The following is an 18,394-nucleotide window of genomic DNA, read 5'->3' as shown; positions in this document are numbered from 1 at the left end:
GGCAGAGTGGCGCGGATCACCCGCGCCAATCCTGGATCTCAAGGGGCATGCCCCGCTTCCGCCATCAGCTGCCGCTGCGGGCGTCCTCTTCCGTCGGGTCGAGCTTCAGTTTGCCTGACTTGAAATCATCCGCCAGCGCGTTGACCTTGGCGACAACATCGGCCGGAACGATCGGGTTGAATTCGGCATCTTCGCTATATTTCAGCGTCGCGCCGGTCGTGCCCTCGGTATCGTAGCCGTACATCATGTAATTGCCGAACAGCTTGCCCTGCTTCACCTGGTCGGCGGTGGAGCCGATCATCTTCGGCCAGTCCTCGACAATATTGGTCAGAACGAGATCGGGGGCGATGGCTGTCTGGTCGAAGCCACGGCCGGTGACATAGACGTTGTTCTCCTTGGCCGCCTGAACGAGGCCCGCCTCTCCGGCGTTGAGCTTGCCGGTCAGAACGTCGACGCCCTGATTGATCATGGTCAGTGCCGCTTCCTTGGCCTGGGCGGCATCTTCCATGTCCTTGACATAGAGAATGGTCACTTCGGCGCCCGCCTTTTCGGCGCAGATGCGGAAACCGCCAGCCTGGGCGGTGATGTTATAGACGCCCTGCAGCCCGTAAATGCCGCCGACCTTGTGGTTCTTGCTCATCAGCGCGGCCAGCGTGCCGACCTGGCAGCCGAACTGGGCGTTGTTGTAGTCGATCGACATCACATTCGGATCCATGCCCTCATTGCCGCTGACGGCAATGAACTGGGTATCCGGGAAATCGGGGGCGACATCTTCCATGGCGGAAACGAAGCGGCCGGAATGGCCAAGCACGATCTTGTAGCCCTGGTTGGCATAGTCGCGCAGGGCCTCGGCCTCGTCGGCATCGGCAACATTTTCGGAATAGGCGGTCTCGAAGCCATCCGTGCCGAGGCTCTGGATGATGGAGTAACCGAGAGCGTTCCAGCTCTGGTCATTGATGCTGCCGGGCAGCAGGATGGCCGCCTTGTCTTCAGCAAAGGCGGGCGTTGCCGCGATGGCAGCGAGCGAAACGAGGGCAACAGCGGAGGCTGCCTTCAGCCGCGAACGGCTGATGGATTGGGTCTTCATGGCGATTTGTTCCTCTGGTTGGTTCAGTCTTCAGTTATATTGATGCGCATTCCTTTACGCGGCGCCGGCGGATCTGTACCGGTTTCGCGCATGCCCCGGCGTCATATCGTGGGAACGGGACCTGCCGGTGCTCCCGATCCTGAAGCTGCGGCGCGTCGGCGCGCCATTTCGGATCAGTTCGGGACCGAAACGATCGCCGCAATCGGCGCCTCTCCGGGCTTGCACTGATGCTCGGTCCCGCCGGAAACGAAGATCCGCGGATCGCCCGTGACCGAGGCGATCACGGCGCCAAGGGCGGCGCGGGCGTGACGCTCGTAATTGATATCGGCATCCGACAGCATGGTGGTGCGCTGACCGTTCAGCAGGCCGCCGACCGGGGCTTCGGCCTTGGCAAAAATCGCCTTTACCAGCGACGGGTCGATGCTGGCATCCTCGCCAACGCCGAGCGCATCGCAGACTGCGGCGCGCACGCCCGCGGCATCAATCACACTTCTCAGCACCCCGTGGCCGATCTTCAGATCGCCGGTCGCCTTGTCGGAATTGCCGAACAGCAGCACTTCGCAATTTTTCAGTTCGCCGCCGGCGGAGGTGTTGGCGACGAGGGTGTAAAGATCCATCGCCCTGGCAATGACAGCATCGTTCAGCGCGCCTTCATCCACCTCGCCCAGCGCCAGCGCCACGCCGAGCGCGGTTGCACCGCGGGCATAGGGCTTGGACCCATTGGGATCGGCTGTCACGAGCTTTGCGCCGCGTTTTGTTGCGTCCTGCACGGCCGCGGGCGTCAGCAGCGGGCCTTTGACCTGGACATAATGCACATCGGCCGGATCGCTGATCTCGGCCTCGGCAAGCGCCGCCTTCACCGCTTCAGCGACGGCTTCAACCTCGACCATGGTGCCGACTTCTTCGGGCAGAAGATCGCGGGTGATTCCGATGCCCATCGACAGGCGCTTGCCCGAGGGGGGCGTGCTGTCGGGGCTGCGGGTGAACAATGTTGCATGCGGGCTCAGCACGCCTTCGGTCCCGCCGGACCAGACAAAGGCGATCCGCTTTGTCACCGCGTCCGGGGTGATGCCGAGATGGGCCGAGAGCGCCAGCGCCAGCGACTGGGTGGCGAAGCCACGGGTAAAATCATTGGCGCCACCATTGCCCTCTGTCTTGCCGATCAGCGCAGTGATCTCCTCCGGCTTGACGGTGCCATCCGCAATCAACGCCTCGAGAGCGGAAACATCGCCAGGATTGCCCATAGACAGCTTGTGAACACCAATGCGCATCATCGTCTCCATGCCTGTTTTGCCTATACTCTATGCAGGGGCATTTTTTGTGCAATGCATCTTGGAATAAATTTCACGATGTGGAATGGTGGCGGCTCTTTATCACGGAGCGGGTGCAGCAATGAATGAGATCGCCAAGGCGGACAGGACAACGGCAAGCAAGAGCGAAGGCGGCGTTCAGTCGATCGTGCGGGCGCTTTCGATTCTTGATCGGCTGGCCGAAAGTGATGAGGGGCTGACGCTGACCGAACTTGCCCGTGCCGTCGGCCTGCCGCCCTCTAGTGCGCACCGCATTCTCACAACGCTGCAGCGGCAGCGCTTCGTGCGCTTCGAAAACGCCACCATGTGCTGGCTGATCGGGGTTCAGGCCTTTGTCGTCGGCTCGTCCTTCGTGCGGTCGCGGGATGTGGTGGCGCTTGCTATTCCGCATCTGCGGCGCCTGATGAAGGAGACCGGCGAGACGGTGAATTTCTTCATGCTGGAGGGCGAGGAGGTGATGTGCATTGCCCAGGTGCAGAGCCAGCAGATGATCCGGGCGATCTCGCGGCCGGGCGGCGGCGTGGAGATGCATCGTTCCGCTGCCGGAAAGGCGATCCTCGCGCAGGGGGATGACCGCGATGTCGATGCCGTGATCGAACGCACCGGCCTGCCGCGCTACACCAAGAACACGATCACAACGCCGGAGGGACTGCGCGCCGAACTGGCCAAAATCAAGCAGCTTGGCTATTCCGTCGACAATGAAGAATTTTCACTCGGTCTGCGCTGCATTGCAGCACCGGTGTTCGACGAAAACGGCGTCGCCTATGCGGCTGTTTCCATTGCCGGACCCGCATCGCGTATTACCGAGCAGCGCGTCGCCGCACTCGGTGCGACGATCATGACCTGTGCCGGACATGTGACAGAGGAGATCGGCGGCTGCGCCAAGGACTGACGCAGCGAGATATATTCCGGAAATTTTTGTCATGAGCACCCATCTGGCTCACTCTGTCCTGGCTGCAGCAAAAGCTGAGAAAAGGGGGAATGATGGGACAGGACGGACAAAAAACGCGGTTGCACGGATCGAAACCGCCTCGATGCAGGCATACGGACAGCGCCATTGACGCACGGATGGTAGCGGCCGGTCTGTTCGCTCTGACAATGCTTCTGGCCGCCCGTCCGGTCAGCGCCACCGAACTGCTTGGCAAGGACACCTATTCTCCCGTTCCCGGCACGATTTGCGACACGTATATCTGCGCTACGGGTACGGGTGGACTTTCGGTTGAGATGACCGACAAATATGTCGGACCGGCCGCCGCGGCCCAGCTGCAGAGGGACATGAAGAGCGAGCATTTCTCCGGCACCTCCTTCACCTTTGCTGATGGCGTCAACTGCGACATGACTCTGCGCCAATGCTATGTCGATCGATACTTCACCGTGGGCGACGGTCGTTCGGCGGTGGATGAGACCCACAGCAACGCCCTGTTTCCATCGCGCTGACGGATCAGCTTTTCACCGCCAGCATCAGCAGCCTTCCCGAGAGCGGGGCATTTTCGAGAATGTCGCGCGCAATACCGATCCGTTCGCTGGTGACGTAGAGTGTCGATCCGGCGTTGCCGCCAAAGGCTATGCCCGTCGGGCGCGGCACGGGCAGCGCTACGGCTTCGGCAATTTCGCCGTTCTCATCCAGGCGCACGACACTCCAGCCATCGCTGAGCGCGACCCAGAGCCGGCCGCGCCGGTCAAGCGTGAGCGCAGTCGGAATGCCGGAACCGCGCGGGATCCGGCTCAAGACCATCGGCACCTCGCGCCCGGTCTGCAATGCGTAAATGGTGCCTTCATGCGGGCTGAGCGCGAAAAGGCTGCTGCCGTCTTCACTGAACGCCATATCGGTGATGTCATGGCCGACGCGCCAGGCGGGCTGAAAGCCGTCCCGCGCCGAAAGCCGGCCGATCTGCGTGACCCCGCCCAGATGTCGTGCCGCCCAGAGTGACCCGGCCGGGCCACGGGCAAGGGCGTGTTCATCGCCGGCAATCGGCCGGTCGATGGCGACGCAGCCGGCGTCTCTGGTCACGTTGAACCAGCCATTCTCGCAAATGAGATCGAGCCCGCCGGACCTGCCAGGCAGCGCATGGGTGATCGGCCCCGGCGGCCGGGCGATCGTTTCGGCGCCTCCGCCCTCCGGCAGCACATAAACGGCCGGTGCCAGCCGGTCGATCCAGTAAAGGCAGTTCTCTCGCGGCAGCCAGAATGGCCGGTCCGCGTGAAAGGCGGCCGGCCCCGTGGCAGTAACATCATTGCGTGCCGGCCGGGCCGTCTTTGCCGTCTGGCTTTGCACCATGAGCCCCAGCCGGCGGCCAGCGGCGATCAGTTCGGGTGCCAGCTGTTCAACCCGTTCCGGTGTCATCCGGTAGATCGGTCCGGAAACGCTGATGGCGGCGACGGGCACCCCCTTTTCATCCAGGACCGGCACGCCGATGCAGCGGGTTCCAGCGATATTTTCCTGATCATCAATGGCGAAGCCGCGCTGGCGCACGAGGGTGAGATTGCGTTTCAGGCTTGAGATATCCGTCAGCGTGAAGGGGGTGATGGCCTGAAACGCAAGCGTCGCCATAATCTGCTCGGCCTGACGTTCCGGCAGAAAGGCGAGTACCGCCTTTCCCTGGCTGGTGGCATAGACCGGCTTTGCCTTGCCCATGGCCGCTGTCGATGCATTCTCATGGGCGCCGACGGATTTGGCGAGCGAAACCATCTGATTGCCGGCAAGGGCCGCGAGATAGGCCGTCTCACCGGTCATCTCGCGTAAGCGCCGCAACTCGTCCGCCGCAAGGGCGGCCAGATCCTGCCCGGCGCCGACATTCTGCGCCAGATCGAGATAGTGGAAACCCAGCAGCAGGCTCTGTCCATCCGCCCCGTTGCGCAGGAAACCGCGTGTCACCAGCGCCGAGACGATGCGGTAAAGCGTCGAGCGGGAAAGCCCGGTCTCGGCCACCAGCGCGCTCACCGTCCACTGGCCCGGCGCCTCGCCGACAAGATCGAGGATATCGCAGGCCTTCATCAGCAACCCGGCGCCCTGTATCGCCGGTTTTTGTACGGCGCTGTTCTGGCTCATCGCGATCTCCCGCATTTAGGAAAGTTGTGATTCTCACAATGTGAAACATAATTCGCCTAAATCGGCTTCATTTTCAATATAAACCCACATTGTGGTTGACCTGAAAAGCGTTCGGAGAAAATCCTCGCTCCAGATCCGGCGCCGGACATCATGATCCGGCTACCGGGAGGAAAGGAGCAACCAATGTCTGAAACCACGCCCTATCAGGGGATTCCAAACCGCTTTCGCCAGAACATACTGGCGCGCAAGGTACAGATCGGCTGCTGGTCGGCACTGGGAAGCCCGATCACGGCAGAGGTTCTTGGCTGTGCCGGTTTCGACTGGCTGCTTCTGGATGGCGAACATGCGCCGAATGATGTTCTGAGCCTCATTCCGCAGCTGATGGCACTGAAGGACAGCCCTTCCGCCCCCGTTGTCCGCCCGCCATGGAATGACACGGTGGTGATCAAGCGGCTGCTCGACAGCGGTTTTTACAACTTCCTCATTCCGTTTGTGCAGACGGCCGAAGAAGCGGAAAAGGCCGTGGCCGCCACGCGTTATCCGCCCCAGGGCGTTCGTGGCGTGTCGGTTTCGCAGCGCTCCAACCGCTACGGCACGGTTGCTGACTACATGAAGCAGGTGAATGACAACATCACTGTGCTGGTTCAGATCGAAAGCCCGCTTGCGGTTGCAAATGCCGATGCCATAGCAGCCGTTGATGGCGTTGACGGTCTGTTTGTCGGCCCTTCCGATCTTGCCGCCGGCTATGGCCATCTCGGCAATGCCGGTGATCCGGAGGTTCAGGCGGCAATCCGCCATGTCTTCGATGTTGCCGCCAGCCACAACAAGGCGTCGGGCATTCTGGCGCCGGTGGAAGCCGATGCGCGCCGCTATCTGGAGATGGGCGCAAGCTTTGTCGCGATCGGTTCCGATCTCGGCGCATTCCGCGGCGCCACCCAGGCGCTTTGTGACAAGTTCAAGAGCGGCGCAGCCTGAGGCCGCGCTCAAGCAGAACACCATTTTACAGGGAGTTGAGTGATGACGAAAATAGGATTTGTCGGCCTCGGGATCATGGGCACGCAGATGGCCGGACGGCTTGCCGATGCTGGCCACGAGATCTTCGCCTATGACCGCAAGCCGCTGGCCGAAACGCTGATGGCAAAGGGCGTCACCGCCTGTGGGTCCTCGAAGGAGGCGGCGGAAAACTGCGAGGTCTTCATCTCGATCGTGCCGGATACGCCGGATGTCGCAGCGGTTCTGTTCGGCGAGAACGGCGCTGCCGAGGGGCTGAGTGCCGGCAAGATCGTGATCGACATGAGCTCGATCTCGCCGGTTGAGACCAAGCAATATGCCGAAAAGATCGCCGCCCTTGGCTGCGCCTATGTCGATGCGCCGGTCTCGGGCGGTGAAGTCGGGGCACGGGATGGAACGCTTTCCATCATGGTCGGCGCCGATGAGGCGATTTTCGAAACGGTCAGGCCGCTGTTTGAAATCATGGGCAAGAATGTCACGCTGGTCGGCGATATCGGTGCTGGCCAGACCGCCAAGGTGGCCAACCAGATGATCGTGGCGATGAATATCGAGGCAGTGGCTGAAGCGCTGCTGTTTGCCGCTCGTGCCGGTGTGGATCCCGAGCGCGTGCGCCAGGCGATTTCGGGCGGCTTTGCCTCTTCGAAAATCCTGGAGCTTCACGGGGCCCGGATGATCAAGCGGACCTTTGATCCCGGCTTCCGCATCAATCTGCATCAGAAGGACCTCAACCTGGCGCTGACCGCCGGGCGGCAGATGGGGCTTTCGCTTCCCAACACCGCCAATTGCCAGGAATTGTTCAACGCCTGCGCCGCCCATGGCGGCAGCGGCTGGGACCATTCCGCCATGGTCAAGGCACTGGAGCTGCTGGCAGGTTACGAGATCGGCCAGAACGACTGAGCCATCGCGCAAGGGCGGCCGGCGGGTTCAGTTCTGCCGGCCGCTTTTCAGCATGGCGCGGTAGCGCCCGAGACTGCCCTCAAGATGAACCTTCATCGCCGCTTCGGCTTCCGCCACATTGCCCTCGATGATCGCATCAACGATCCGTTCATGCTCGGCCACCATTTGCGGGTTCGGCACATAGGGCCGCGGCGCACCGTCATGTGCCTCAAGCTCGACCCGCGGCACGATGCCGGGGCGGATCAGCGACAGGAATTCGGGAAAGCGCTTGTTTTGCGACGCCTGGGCGATGGAATAATGGAAAGCGAAATCCGCTTCGCGCGGTGATCGCCCGTCCCTGAAACACTGAACGACATCCTCATGCGCCTTGACGATGGCGTCGATCTGGGCAGCGGAACGACGGCCGGCAGCAAGACCGGCAGCAGCGATTTCAAAGGCACTGCGCAGCTCGAACAGTTCGATCACGCCAGACAGCCGCTCCATGTCGAGATCGGCAAAGGGACGGCGGCGTTCGGCCTTGGCGGGGTCCAGGGCAAAGACGCCCGAGCCCTTGCGCGCTTCCACCAGACCTTCGGTGCGCAGAAGCGCAAAGGCCTCGCGCACGACGGTGCGGCTGACGGCATGCTGTCGCGTCAGCTCCGATTCGCTTGGCAGCCGGTCGCCGGGACGAAATCGTCCGGCCTCGATGCCGCGGCGCAGATCGTCGGCAATCTCACTGACACGCGTGCGTGTCGATACGGTCTTGGCAGGTTTCAGCGTCTCGGTATCGGTCATTCAGGCCTCGGTGAACCCCGTCTGTGTAATATGTCTGTTTAGCATAGATGCGGCGGACAAATCCATATCGCGATGAACATGCTGGTTTTTATGCATGGCTTGGCGCAGATCATGCGCTTTGCCTGTTGACCTGTATAGCATATTTATCATACAAAGTTATTATACAGATTATCAGCGACCGACAGCTCCATCAGAATGGGTTCACGGTCGGAGGAAGCCAGGGAAGGAACCGGCCGTGATCATTACGGATGTTTCGGTTAGCGTATTCAAACACAAGACGAGGCGCCACAGTGACAGCGCCGGGCACGGCCATCCGGGCCCTGAACATTTCGTCCAGCAGGCCATGGTGACGATCACCACCGAGGACGGCCATAGCGGCTACAGCTTCTGCCCGCCGGAAGTGGTGCGCCCGCATGTGCTGGATAAATTCGTTCGCAAGGTGCTGATCGGCCAGGATTGCCGCAACCGCGAAAAGCTGTGGCAGGATCTCGCCCACTGGCAGCGCGGCTCGGCCGCCCAGCTCACCGATCGCACGCTTGCCGTGGTCGACTGCGCCCTGTGGGATCTGGCCGGCCGGATGCTCGGCCAGCCGGTCTACAAGCTGATTGGCGGCTATCGCGACAAGGTTCTGGCCTATGGCTCGATCATGTGCGGCGATGAGCTTGAGGGCGGGCTCGCCACGCCGGAAGATTATGGCCGTTTCGCCGAAAAACTGGTCGCGCGCGGCTATAAGGGCATCAAGCTGCACACCTGGATGCCGCCAGTCAGCTGGGCGCCGGATGTGAAGATGGATCTGAAGGCCTGCGCCGCGGTGCGCGAGGCGGTTGGTCCCGACATCGAACTGATGATCGACGCCTTCCACTGGTATTCCCGCGTTGATGCGCTGGCGCTTGGCCGGGGCCTCGAAAAACTCGGCTTTGCCTGGATTGAGGAGCCGATGGACGAACAGTCGATGTCCTCTTATCGCTGGCTTGCGGACAATCTCGATATCCCGGTTGTCGGTCCGGAAAGTGCGGCCGGCAAGCACTGGCACCGCGCAGAATGGATCACGTCCGGGGCATGCGATATCCTGCGGACCGGGGTCAATGATGTCGGCGGCATCACGCCTGCCATGAAAACCATGCATCTGGCCGAAAGCTTCGGGATTGCCTGTGAAGTCCATGGCAACACGGCGATGAACCTCCATGTGGTCGCGGCATCAAAGGCCAGCAAATGGTATGAGCGCGGCCTCCTGCATCCCTTCCTCGAATATGATGACGGCTTTGACTATCTGAATGCCCTGTCCGACCCGATGGATGCAGACGGTTATGTCCATGTCCCGGATCGACCCGGCCTTGGTGAGGATATCAATTTCGACGTCATCGAGAACAACCGCGTCGCCTGACGCTTCAGATCTGCCGGCGCCGCCTGATGCGGCGCCGTTTTTGTAAATGGATGTCAAACAACCTTTGGGAGGAGACATGAGACATCTTCTGGCAGGGGTCGCACTTGCGACCCTGATGACACTTGCCGCACCGGCTTTCGCCGAAACGCCTGACAACCAGCTGGTCGCCGCTTTCAATATGACCAATGTGCTGACCATGGATCCGGCTGCCATTACCGGCGGTGAAACGGTGCAGATCCTCAACAATGTCTATGATGCACTGGTTGAGCTGAACCCCGAAACCAAGGCGCTGGAACCGCGCATCGCCGAAAGCTGGACGATTTCCGACGACAACATGTCGGTGACGATGAAGCTCAAGCCCGGCGTCACATTTGCCTCCGGCAATCCGCTGACGGCCAATGACGTCAAATACAGTCTTTCGCGCGTTCTGACACTGAACCTCGCTCAGGCATCGGGCCTGAAAAGCCGCGGCTTCACCACCGAGAATATCGACAAGGAATTCGTTGTCGATGATGATCTCACCTTCACCATCAACCTGCCTGAGGCGGGTGACCCCAAGCTGATCCTGATGTATCTGGCACAGGCTGGCGTCGGCTCGATCCTTGATTCCAAACTGGTCGAACAAAATGCCAAGGATGGCGATATGGGCCGCGCCTGGCTCACCAATAACTCGGCCGGCTCCGGTGCCTATACGCTCAATCAGTGGCGTGCCAATGAATATGTCATCCTGACCCGCAACGATAATTTCTGGGGCGACAAGCCGCAGATGGCCCGCATCCTCATGCGCCATCTGCCGGAATCGCAGACCCAGCGCCTCGGTCTTGAACAGGGCGACATTGATGTCGGCTTCTCGCTGGCCGCCCCCGATCTGAAGGCGCTTGCCGCCGAGAAGGGCATCACCGTCGAAACAGTTCCGAGCGCCGGCTTCTACTATCTCGCTGCGTCGATGGGGGACGAACATTTCGCCAATCAGAAAGTGCGTGAAGCCCTGCGCTATCTGATCGACTATAAGGGCATCAACAGCGCGATCATGCCCTATTTCGGCGTCGAACGTCAGCGCCCGGTCAATTCCACTGCCTTTGCAGCCCTGCCGGACCCCGGCTATGCGCTCAACATCGAAAAGGCCAAGCAATTGCTGGCTGAAGGCGGCTATCCGAACGGCTTCGACACGACGATCCGGGTGATCTCGACCCAGGAATTCCTCGACAGCGCGACGGCGATCCAGGGCACGCTGGCCAAGGCCGGCATCAATGCCGAGATCATCACCGGCGATGGCGGCCAGATCTATGGGGCCATGCGCGAGCGCAAGTTCAACCTGCTTGTCGGTCGCGGCGGCGGCGGTCTCGAACCGCATCCCGATTCCAACCTGCGCGCCACGGTCTATAATCCCGACAACAGCCAGGAAGCAGGCCTCACCAACTATCAGGGCTGGCGCACCGGCTATTATGACGAGGAACTGAATTCGATGATCGAGGCTGCCCTGGTCGAGCGCGATCAGGACAAGCAGATCAAGATGTACAAGGACATTCAGGATCTGATCGATCAGAAAGTCACCGCCATCCAACCCTTTTCCGAGCGCGTGGTGACGGCGGCCTATCAGGATGATGTTTCGGGCCTGATCATCGATCCCTGGGTTTCCCGCTTCGAGGACGTCAAGAAGACGCGCTGAACCGAAACGGCGCTGATGCCGCGGCATCGCCAGATCATGCCCCGGCCCGGAAAGCACATGCGATTTCGGGGCCGGGGCGCACCAGCTGGCCAGGCCTTGCTGGCAGATGACAGGCCGACAGCCCGATCGAAAGCGCAACGCTTTGCTCTTGGGCATCGTGTCATCCGGGGCCGTCAGAATGACGAGGAAGTGGGGGCGGAACGCGAAAGCCTTCTCTGGCCGCAGTTGCCCCATGCCCTTGGCGGACGCATGGGGCTTGGTGCCGCCAAATGTGGGCAGCTGCGAGAACGGCTTGATCAATTGGCACAGAGGACCACCGGAAATCAAAGATTATCCATAAAGCCCGACTATTGAAATCGCAGACGAAGAGCTTACCTAAAAACCTATAGGCGATGGAGTTCGCCCTTAACCGCCACGACCGGCTGATGACTCCTCTGGTTCTCACGAGAGAAGGATTCGTCATGGCGGAAGAAAGTGGAATTTCCTGCAAGCTGTCGGATGGAAAACAGGACGGGCAGCCATCCGGCGAAATGACGGGCGCTGGGCGTGGTTCCGGCACAGAGAAGGGGTTGGGCCATAAGCTCAGCATCCTGCAACCGGATGGTTCCGAGGCGGTGGTGACCGCCGCAATGCCGGCCTGCTTTCATGACATCAATTTCGACCAGTTCGAACATAGTCTGACATCCGGACGCATGCGCTTTCACCTCGATGCGGTGCTGCGAGCGGGGCCGGTTTCACCCGAGACGGCATATTTCCGCCAGCGCGTGATGAAGGATCTGGAGCGAGAGAAAATCCTGCCCCTTGCACGGGCCTTGATGAGCGGGATGACCAATATTCGCGACAAGTTCGATCGTATCGAAAAGCTTCGCTATCTGCATCAAAAGACAGCGCTGTTCCTCGAAACAGCGGATATTTATGGCAGGATGGTCGACGCCCTCGCGAAAGGACTTTCAGCGGCGACACTTCAATCGGAAGGGCTTTCGGCATTCGCCGATTTCCTGGCCGGCTATACCGGCTCGGAGGAATTCCGGCAGCTGCGCGCCGATATCGAAAGCTTGCAGGCGCAGCTCGGCGCCGTGCGATACAGCGTCCTGATCCGGGGCGACACTGTCACTGTGGCCCGGTATTCCAACGAGGAGGATTACAGCGCCGAAATCCTGGAAATATTCAAACGGTTCCGGCTTGCGGAGGCCGAAGTTCCGAAATTTTCCACGCAAGACTCTTTCGAAATGGATCATGTTGAAGCCGGCATCCTTGATGGCGTGCGTCATCTTTACCCGGCAGTCTTCGATGCGCTGGAGCAATTCTTCGCCAGCCGCCGCGATCTGGTGCATCCCATGCTCGTCCGCTTCGAACGCGAATTGCAATTTTACGTCGCCTATATCGACTATATCGCACCGTTGCGCCGCGCCGGGCTCGACTTCTGCTATCCGAAACTGGCGGAACGATCCGAAGGGATTTCGGCTGAGGGCGCTTTTGACATCGTGCTGGCACGCAAGCTGACGCAAGACAAAAGGCCGGTCATTGCCAATGACTTCTTTCTGGAGCGCGCGGAGCGTATTTTCGTCGTCTCCGGTCCCAATCAGGGCGGTAAGACAACCTTCGCCCGTATGTTCGGGCAATTGCATTATCTTGCGGGACTGGGGCTGCCTGTTCCCGGCAAACGGGCCAGGCTTGCCCGGTTCGACAGCGTCTTTACCCATTTCGAGCGGCAGGAAGATATTCACGACCTCAAAGGCAAGCTCCAGGACGATCTCGAGCGCATCCACGAGATTCTCGCCAATGCCACTGGCGACAGCATCATCATCATGAACGAGATATTCACCTCAACCACGCTGCGTGATGCGCTTTTTCTCGGCACCCGCATTCTTGAAAAGATCGAGGCGCTCGGCGCGCGCGCCGTCTGCGTCACCTTCATCGATGAATTGTCGCGGCTCGGACCGGCGACCGTTAGCATGGTCAGCGCCGTCGACCCGGACGATCCGTCCGAACGCACATACAAGATCCTGCGTCGTCCCGCCGACGGTCATGCCTATGCTATGGCGATCGCCGAAAAACACCGGCTCACCCCGAACGCCCTGCGTGAAAGGATGAGGACATGAAGGCCTTTCTCCTGCACAGAGACCGGAATTTCAACTTCAAGGCCGATCTGTGTGCCAACGCAGCCAGTCTGACGGAGGATCTGGGGCTCGAAACGCTTTTTCAGACCATGGCAGATGGCGACCCTTTCGTGGAAGATATCGCGCGGCACGTTGTCCTGACCGCCGCGCCGACAACGGTCGAGGAAATCCGCTATCGCCAGCAAATCCTCGCCGACTGCAACGACCGGACCGCGTCGGCCATCCGACAGATCTTTGCGCTGGCGGGCGAGGCGCTTGAAAAGGAAAAGCATATTCATGTCGGCATTTTTCGCGATTCGCCAGAGGCTGTCCTTCACCGCTCGATCGAGGTGCTCAAGGTCGTTCTCGAGGTGCTGAAGCGCATGCGCGCGCACGTCGAAAGCAATAGAAACGCTTTCGTGTCGGAAGGTTTCAGTACCGCGTTTTCTTCCCTGCTCACGCAACTCGACGACGACTATTTCGCCGTGATCGAGGATCACCTCAAGCGGTTGGGGTTTCGCGGCGGTGTTCTGATCAGCGCGGAGCTCGGCGCCGGCAACAAGGGAAGCAATTATACATTGCGCAAACCGCCGCCGCGGCCCGGCTGGCTGAAACAGGCGGCGGACTGGGTTCTGGACAAGGGAGCGGATACCTACAGCTTTCAGCTTCCGCCCCGGGACGATGCCGGTTTCCAGGCGCTTTCGCGCCTGCGCGATCACGGCCTTGCCATCGCCGCCGCTGCTCTCGGCGAAGCAGTAACCCATGTCATGCGCTTTATCGAAACCATGCGCGCCGAGCTTGCCTTCTATATCGGCTGCCTCAATCTTCGGGAAACCCTGCAGCAGCTTAATTGCGCCGTTTGCCAGCCGGATCCTGCCCCAATCGAGGACGATGCGTTTTCATGCCGCGCGCTCTATGACGTCTGTCTCGCCCTCGAGCTGAAAAAGGCCATCGGCGGCAACACGATCGAAGCACTGGGCAAGCGTCTGGCCGTGATCACCGGCGCGAACCAGGGCGGCAAGTCCACCTTCCTGCGCAGCGTCGGGCTGGCGCAGCTGATGCTGCAGAGTGGCATGTTCGTCGCGGCCGAGAATTTTACCGCAAACATCGTTTCGGGTGTCTTCACCCATTACAAACGAGAGGAGGATGCTGAGATGGGCAGCGGCAAGTTCGATGAGGAGCTGACCCGCATGTCGACCCTGATCGATCTGATCGCGCCGCGCGCGCTGGTGCTTTTCAACGAAAGCTTCGCCTCGACGAACGAGCGCGAGGGATCGGAGATCGCCCGGCAGATCGTCGAGGCGCTTTTGCAGCAGGTATCGAAAGTCTTCTTCGTCACCCACATGTTCGAGCTTGCCGAAAGCCTGCGACAGGAACCACCGCGGCCGGCAATCTTTCTGAGGGCCGAACGCGATGATGAAGGTCGCCGCAGCTTCCGCCTGACGGAAGGCGAGCCGCTGGCGACCAGCTATGGCGCGGACCTCTACGACGCGATCTTTCCGCAAGATGCAGATACGCAGCCGGCCTGAAACCGACCGCGCGGCACTGCCGGACAGGCCGGTTTGCCGACCTCAGACACTTGCCGGCGACAGCAGCAGGCGCATGAAAGCCAGCCCGGCAAACAGGGCGGCAAGCGACACCACAATCGACGTTGCCGCATAGGCGAATGCGGTCAGTTGCTGGCCGCGCTCCAAAAGCACTGCCGTGTCGAGCGAAAAGGTCGAAAAGGTGGTGAAGCCGCCGAGCATGCCCGTGGTGATGAAAAGCCGCGCCGGTTGAGGCAGGCCGCTTCTCAGCGACCAGTATTCCGTGACCAGCCCCATGACCAGACTGCCGATGATATTGACGGCAAGCGTGCCATAGGGAAGCCCCGTGCCCAGCATCTTCGTCGCGGCCATGTTGACACCGTGGCGCAACGCGCCGCCGACGCCGGCCCCTATAAAAACAAGCAGATAGCCCATAAAATTGTCCCTGAAAAAGCGAGAGATCAAATGCCCGGACACCCTCAGGCGAAGGGCGAGCGAAATTCCGCCACCGCACCGAGTTCCGCCTCGATCTCAAGAAGCCGGTTGTATTTTGCAATCCGCTCGCTGCGGCTGGCCGATCCCGTCTTGATCTGGCCGCCGCCCATGGCGACGGCGAAGTCGGCCATGAAGGCATCCTCGGTCTCGCCGGAGCGATGGGAGACCACGTAATTCCAGCCGGCCGACCGGCAGAGATTGATCGTCTTGATCGTTTCTGTCACCGTTCCGATCTGGTTGAGCTTGATCAGGACCGCATTCGCCGATTTCTCGGCAATGCCGCGCTGGACGAAATCAACATTGGTGACGAAGATATCGTCGCCGACGATCTGTATCCGCTCGCCCTGGAGCGCCGTCTGGCGGGCAAAACCGGTCCAGTCGTTCTCGTCCAGCCCGTCCTCGATCGAGACGATCGGATAGGCATCGATCCAGCTCTGATAGAGATCGATCATCTCGTCAGCACTCTTGAGCCCCTGCCCCGATTTGTGCAGGTCGTATTGTCCCTTGGCGAAAAAGGAACTGGCGGCGGGATCGATAGCGATCGCCGCGTCCTTGCCGGGCTCGTAGCCGGCGGCGCGGATCGCCTCGACGATCAGTTCACAGGCTTCCTCGTTGCTTTTCAGGTTCGGGGCGAAGCCGCCTTCGTCGCCGACCGCCGTGGAATAGCCCTTGCCGGCCAGAATATGCGACAGGGCATGGAACGTCTCGGCGCCGCAGCGCAGGGCTTCCGCAAAGGTCGGTGCGCCGACCGGCATGACCATGAATTCCTGAAAATCGACGCTGTTGGCCGCATGCTTTCCGCCGTTCAGAATATTCATCATCGGGACCGGCAGGCGTGTTGCGCCGACGCCGCCAAGATAGGCGTAAAGCGGGAGCTTCGAAACGGCCGCGCCGGCCCGCGCCACCGCCATGGAGACGCCCAGAATGGCATTGGCGCCGAGCCTGGCCTTGTTGGGCGTGCCATCGAGCGCGATCATCACCTGGTCGATTTCCGCCTGGCGGGTCGGGTCCAAGCCCTTCAGCGCCGGCGCGATGGTGTCGGTCACATTGGCCACGGCCTTCAGAACGCCCTTGCCGCCGAAGCGGCCGGTATCGCCGTCGCGCAGTTCGATCGCCTCATTTTCGCCAGTCGATGCGCCGGAAGGCACGGAAGCCGAAAACGTCGCTCCGTCATCGAGGCCGACGTAAACGCGGACGGTGGGGTTGCCACGCGAATCGAGGATTTCGCGCGCGGTGATGGTTTCGATGGAGGTCATTTTCCTGTCTCCGTTCCTGATTCCGTCCCGGCATGACACCCGGAGGCGGAGATGTTCAAGATCGCGTGCTGCGCCGGCATTTCCGGCTCAGCACATCATGAAAACGGGAAGCTGCGCGGCGGCCAGCACATCCCGTGTGACGCCGCCCAGAATGGCTTCCCATAATTCGCCGTGTTTGAAGGCGCCAATCAGCAGGCTGTCGCTGCCCAGCCTTTCGGCTTCGGCAAGGAGCTGCTGGCCAACGCTGCCATCACCCTTGGTCACTGTGGTAATGTCGGCGCGCAGGCCCGCCTTGTCGAACCAGTTCCGTGCGTTGTCGGCATAGCCGCGCCGCCCGGCCGTCTCGACGCAGACGACCGATATCTTGTCCGCTTTCGCCAGCCATGGCAGGGCGTTTTCCGCAGCCCGCTCCACCGGCGCGCCGGGCTTCCAGCCGACGACGATGTTGCGACCGACGACCGTATGTCGCGGCGAAGCCGACGACGGTGCGACCAGAAGCAGGCGCCGGGAGCGAAACAACACACTGTGGAAGGCATCGCGACCATCGAGCGTGGCGGGATTGGCCATGACCACCAGATCGGCACGACGCGTTTCTTCCGCGACCAGAACGCCGACATTCCCCTCGTCGTCCTTCCAGGTGACGGCAGGCGCGCTGCCTATGTCCTCCGCCCAACTGTCCAAAGCGGCCTTCACCGCCTTGCGACGCTCTTGCGCCGATCCCTCCTCCAGGGCGCGAAGCTGCTGGATATCAACCTCCTCCGGTGTGGCGAAGGCGGCGGCGGCATCGAAACCGATATGAATTGCGGAAATCCGCGCGTCGAAGGGCACCGCTGCGGCCCTGGCACAATCAAGGCAGGCGGAAACCGTCTCGGGCGCTGGCAGAAGCGCGACAATGATGTGTGGTGACGGCCTTTCAATGCTGCTCATGGTGGTCTCCTCTCATGCCTTGTATGCGATCAGGATCGCTCCCGCCCCGATCATCGCAACGCCGAGCCAATTGGGCAGCGTCAGCCTTTCGCCGAGAAACAGGACCGCAAAGACGGCAACCATGACGACGCTCAGCTTGTCGATCGGGGCGACGCGGGCGGCCTCGCCGATCTTCAGCGCGCGAAAATAGCAGAGCCATGAGGCGCCTGTCGCACAGCCGGAGAGGATCAGAAATATGTAGGTGCGCGGCGTAATCGTCCCCGGTGCCTGCCACTGACCGGTGGTCCAGACGATCGCTGCGGTAACCGCCAGAATCACCACCGTGCGGATCAGTGTGGCAAAATCGGAATTGATTTCCTCAACGCCGACCTTGGCGAAAATCGCCGTAAGCGCCGCGAAGGCTGCGGAAAGCACGGCCCAGAATTGCCAGGATTGCAGCAGCGCCCTCATGAGAGCCTCCGCATCAAGAAGACCGTCACTTCCGTCAAATGGTCAGCGCATGGCATCATCCGTCATCCTCTTCGTGGTTGGATACGGACAACAAAAAACCCGCTCTCGGCGGGGGCAATCACGACCCCCGCCAGACGGATCGATGTCCGTTTCCAGCAGGAGCTATCAGCAACAAGGCGGTTATCGGGAAGCTCCATTCCCATCACGTTGATAACCAATACCCCTCGGCAAGAGCGCTGTCAAAACAAGTTTTGCCGCTGTCGAGATGCAAAAGCAAGCCTCAGGCTCTTCTGTCCGGCCTGGTCTATTGCGGGCGCATCATAAACGAATACCAGCCAGGCCCTGAATCACCCTGCTGAGAGAGGGCAGGCATCTCAGCGCGCGGGCGGAAGCTGGGTCTGAGCTCGCTGGTGATCGGCTCGTCATTGGCGGAGAAACGCCAAAACCCCTGCAGCTGGGC

The 18,394-nt window shown here is 61.0% G+C and carries 16 protein-coding genes and 2 riboswitches; of the genes, 8 read left to right on the top strand and 8 right to left on the bottom strand.

The window, feature by feature from the left end; all coding sequences use genetic code 11:
- Positions 1 to 64: 64 nt before the first annotated feature.
- Both HCK86_RS22295 and HCK86_RS22290 read right to left on the bottom strand, forming a co-directional pair.
- Entirely contained in the window at positions 65 to 1,087 is a 1,023-nt protein-coding gene (locus HCK86_RS22295) for a BMP family protein (RefSeq protein ID WP_176086700.1), read from the bottom strand.
- A gap of 173 nt (positions 1,088 to 1,260) precedes the next feature.
- Positions 1,261 to 2,370 (bottom strand): ring-opening amidohydrolase, encoded by a 1,110-nt coding sequence (locus HCK86_RS22290; RefSeq protein WP_281409629.1) that lies wholly within the window; start codon positions 2,368 to 2,370, stop codon positions 1,261 to 1,263.
- Between the two features lie 109 nt (positions 2,371 to 2,479).
- Between HCK86_RS22290 and HCK86_RS22285 the strand changes: the two genes are divergently transcribed.
- Together HCK86_RS22285 and HCK86_RS22280 are read left to right on the top strand one after the other, a co-directional pair.
- Positions 2,480 to 3,289, top strand: coding sequence for an IclR family transcriptional regulator C-terminal domain-containing protein (locus HCK86_RS22285; RefSeq protein WP_176086699.1), 810 nt, complete (start codon positions 2,480 to 2,482; stop codon positions 3,287 to 3,289).
- A 176-nt stretch (positions 3,290 to 3,465) separates the two neighbouring features.
- On the top strand, positions 3,466 to 3,834 hold the full coding sequence (locus tag HCK86_RS22280; protein WP_176086698.1) for a hypothetical protein: 369 nt from the start codon (positions 3,466 to 3,468) through the stop codon (positions 3,832 to 3,834).
- Positions 3,835 to 3,838: 4 nt separating this feature from the next.
- Here HCK86_RS22280 and HCK86_RS22275 read toward each other — a convergent pair whose 3' ends face one another.
- The gene (locus HCK86_RS22275) at positions 3,839 to 5,446 is read right to left on the bottom strand and encodes an IclR family transcriptional regulator C-terminal domain-containing protein (protein ID WP_176086697.1); all 1,608 of its coding nucleotides are present in this window, start codon (positions 5,444 to 5,446) and stop codon (positions 3,839 to 3,841) included.
- 183 nt (positions 5,447 to 5,629) lie between these two features.
- On the opposite strand from HCK86_RS22275, the gene garL reads away from it, so the two are divergent.
- Together garL and HCK86_RS22265 are read left to right on the top strand one after the other, a co-directional pair.
- Complete coding sequence (garL, locus tag HCK86_RS22270; protein WP_176086696.1) at positions 5,630 to 6,421, top strand: 2-dehydro-3-deoxyglucarate aldolase; 792 nt, start codon at positions 5,630 to 5,632, stop codon at positions 6,419 to 6,421.
- Between the two features lie 42 nt (positions 6,422 to 6,463).
- The gene (locus tag HCK86_RS22265; protein WP_176086695.1) at positions 6,464 to 7,354 is read left to right on the top strand and encodes a 2-hydroxy-3-oxopropionate reductase; all 891 of its coding nucleotides are present in this window, start codon (positions 6,464 to 6,466) and stop codon (positions 7,352 to 7,354) included.
- 27 nt (positions 7,355 to 7,381) lie between these two features.
- Here HCK86_RS22265 and HCK86_RS22260 read toward each other — a convergent pair whose 3' ends face one another.
- Positions 7,382 to 8,128, bottom strand: coding sequence for a FadR/GntR family transcriptional regulator (locus tag HCK86_RS22260; protein ID WP_176086694.1), 747 nt, complete (start codon positions 8,126 to 8,128; stop codon positions 7,382 to 7,384).
- A 235-nt stretch (positions 8,129 to 8,363) separates the two neighbouring features.
- On the opposite strand from HCK86_RS22260, the gene HCK86_RS22255 reads away from it, so the two are divergent.
- The 4 genes from HCK86_RS22255 to HCK86_RS22240 all read left to right on the top strand — a co-directional run bounded on the left by HCK86_RS22255 (position 8,364) and on the right by HCK86_RS22240 (position 14,809).
- Positions 8,364 to 9,512 (top strand): mandelate racemase family protein, encoded by a 1,149-nt coding sequence (locus HCK86_RS22255; protein WP_176086693.1) that lies wholly within the window; start codon positions 8,364 to 8,366, stop codon positions 9,510 to 9,512.
- A 76-nt stretch (positions 9,513 to 9,588) separates the two neighbouring features.
- Positions 9,589 to 11,181 (top strand): ABC transporter substrate-binding protein, encoded by a 1,593-nt coding sequence (locus tag HCK86_RS22250; RefSeq protein WP_176086692.1) that lies wholly within the window; start codon positions 9,589 to 9,591, stop codon positions 11,179 to 11,181.
- A 379-nt stretch (positions 11,182 to 11,560) separates the two neighbouring features.
- Positions 11,561 to 11,623: riboswitch (Fluoride riboswitch) on the top strand.
- 19 nt (positions 11,624 to 11,642) lie between these two features.
- Complete coding sequence (locus tag HCK86_RS22245; RefSeq protein ID WP_176086691.1) at positions 11,643 to 13,283, top strand: DNA mismatch repair protein MutS; 1,641 nt, start codon at positions 11,643 to 11,645, stop codon at positions 13,281 to 13,283.
- Complete coding sequence (locus tag HCK86_RS22240; RefSeq protein ID WP_176086690.1) at positions 13,280 to 14,809, top strand: DNA mismatch repair protein MutS; 1,530 nt, start codon at positions 13,280 to 13,282, stop codon at positions 14,807 to 14,809. The genes HCK86_RS22245 and HCK86_RS22240 overlap by 4 nt, the downstream gene beginning before the upstream one ends.
- A 42-nt stretch (positions 14,810 to 14,851) precedes the next feature.
- Here HCK86_RS22240 and crcB read toward each other — a convergent pair whose 3' ends face one another.
- The 4 genes from crcB to HCK86_RS22220 all read right to left on the bottom strand — a co-directional run bounded on the left by crcB (position 14,852) and on the right by HCK86_RS22220 (position 17,934).
- Entirely contained in the window at positions 14,852 to 15,241 is a 390-nt protein-coding gene (crcB, locus tag HCK86_RS22235; protein ID WP_176086689.1) for a fluoride efflux transporter CrcB, read from the bottom strand.
- Between the two features lie 44 nt (positions 15,242 to 15,285).
- Complete coding sequence (gene eno / locus HCK86_RS22230) at positions 15,286 to 16,557, bottom strand: phosphopyruvate hydratase (RefSeq protein WP_176086688.1); 1,272 nt, start codon at positions 16,555 to 16,557, stop codon at positions 15,286 to 15,288.
- 87 nt (positions 16,558 to 16,644) lie between these two features.
- Entirely contained in the window at positions 16,645 to 17,484 is an 840-nt protein-coding gene (locus HCK86_RS22225; RefSeq protein WP_176086687.1) for a universal stress protein, read from the bottom strand.
- A 12-nt stretch (positions 17,485 to 17,496) separates the two neighbouring features.
- Positions 17,497 to 17,934, bottom strand: a complete 438-nt coding sequence (locus HCK86_RS22220) for an EamA family transporter (RefSeq protein WP_176086686.1) — start codon at positions 17,932 to 17,934, stop codon at positions 17,497 to 17,499.
- A 149-nt stretch (positions 17,935 to 18,083) separates the two neighbouring features.
- A riboswitch (Fluoride riboswitch) is annotated at positions 18,084 to 18,144 on the bottom strand.
- Positions 18,145 to 18,394 lie beyond the last annotated feature (250 nt).

Source organism: Martelella sp. HB161492, from assembly GCF_013184775.1.
GTDB lineage: Bacteria > Pseudomonadota > Alphaproteobacteria > Rhizobiales > Rhizobiaceae > Martelella.
This window is presented reverse-complemented; position numbering and strand designations above follow the sequence as displayed.

What these genes read in the sequence shown, in the direction of transcription:
- HCK86_RS22295 (WP_176086700.1), bottom strand. Translation starts at nt 1,087, where the DNA reads ATGAAGACCCAATCCATCAGCCGTTCGCGGCTGAAGGCAGCCTCCGCT.
- HCK86_RS22290 (WP_281409629.1), bottom strand. Translation starts at nt 2,370, where the DNA reads ATGGAGACGATGATGCGCATTGGTGTTCACAAGCTGTCTATGGGCAAT.
- HCK86_RS22285 (WP_176086699.1), top strand. Translation starts at nt 2,480, where the DNA reads ATGAATGAGATCGCCAAGGCGGACAGGACAACGGCAAGCAAGAGCGAA.
- HCK86_RS22280 (WP_176086698.1), top strand. Translation starts at nt 3,466, where the DNA reads ATGGTAGCGGCCGGTCTGTTCGCTCTGACAATGCTTCTGGCCGCCCGT.
- HCK86_RS22275 (WP_176086697.1), bottom strand. Translation starts at nt 5,446, where the DNA reads ATGAGCCAGAACAGCGCCGTACAAAAACCGGCGATACAGGGCGCCGGG.
- garL (WP_176086696.1), top strand. Translation starts at nt 5,630, where the DNA reads ATGTCTGAAACCACGCCCTATCAGGGGATTCCAAACCGCTTTCGCCAG.
- HCK86_RS22265 (WP_176086695.1), top strand. Translation starts at nt 6,464, where the DNA reads ATGACGAAAATAGGATTTGTCGGCCTCGGGATCATGGGCACGCAGATG.
- HCK86_RS22260 (WP_176086694.1), bottom strand. Translation starts at nt 8,128, where the DNA reads ATGACCGATACCGAGACGCTGAAACCTGCCAAGACCGTATCGACACGC.
- HCK86_RS22250 (WP_176086692.1), top strand. Translation starts at nt 9,589, where the DNA reads ATGAGACATCTTCTGGCAGGGGTCGCACTTGCGACCCTGATGACACTT.
- HCK86_RS22245 (WP_176086691.1), top strand. Translation starts at nt 11,643, where the DNA reads ATGGCGGAAGAAAGTGGAATTTCCTGCAAGCTGTCGGATGGAAAACAG.
- HCK86_RS22240 (WP_176086690.1), top strand. Translation starts at nt 13,280, where the DNA reads ATGAAGGCCTTTCTCCTGCACAGAGACCGGAATTTCAACTTCAAGGCC.
- crcB (WP_176086689.1), bottom strand. Translation starts at nt 15,241, where the DNA reads ATGGGCTATCTGCTTGTTTTTATAGGGGCCGGCGTCGGCGGCGCGTTG.
- eno (WP_176086688.1), bottom strand. Translation starts at nt 16,557, where the DNA reads ATGACCTCCATCGAAACCATCACCGCGCGCGAAATCCTCGATTCGCGT.
- HCK86_RS22225 (WP_176086687.1), bottom strand. Translation starts at nt 17,484, where the DNA reads ATGAGCAGCATTGAAAGGCCGTCACCACACATCATTGTCGCGCTTCTG.
- HCK86_RS22220 (WP_176086686.1), bottom strand. Translation starts at nt 17,934, where the DNA reads ATGAGGGCGCTGCTGCAATCCTGGCAATTCTGGGCCGTGCTTTCCGCA.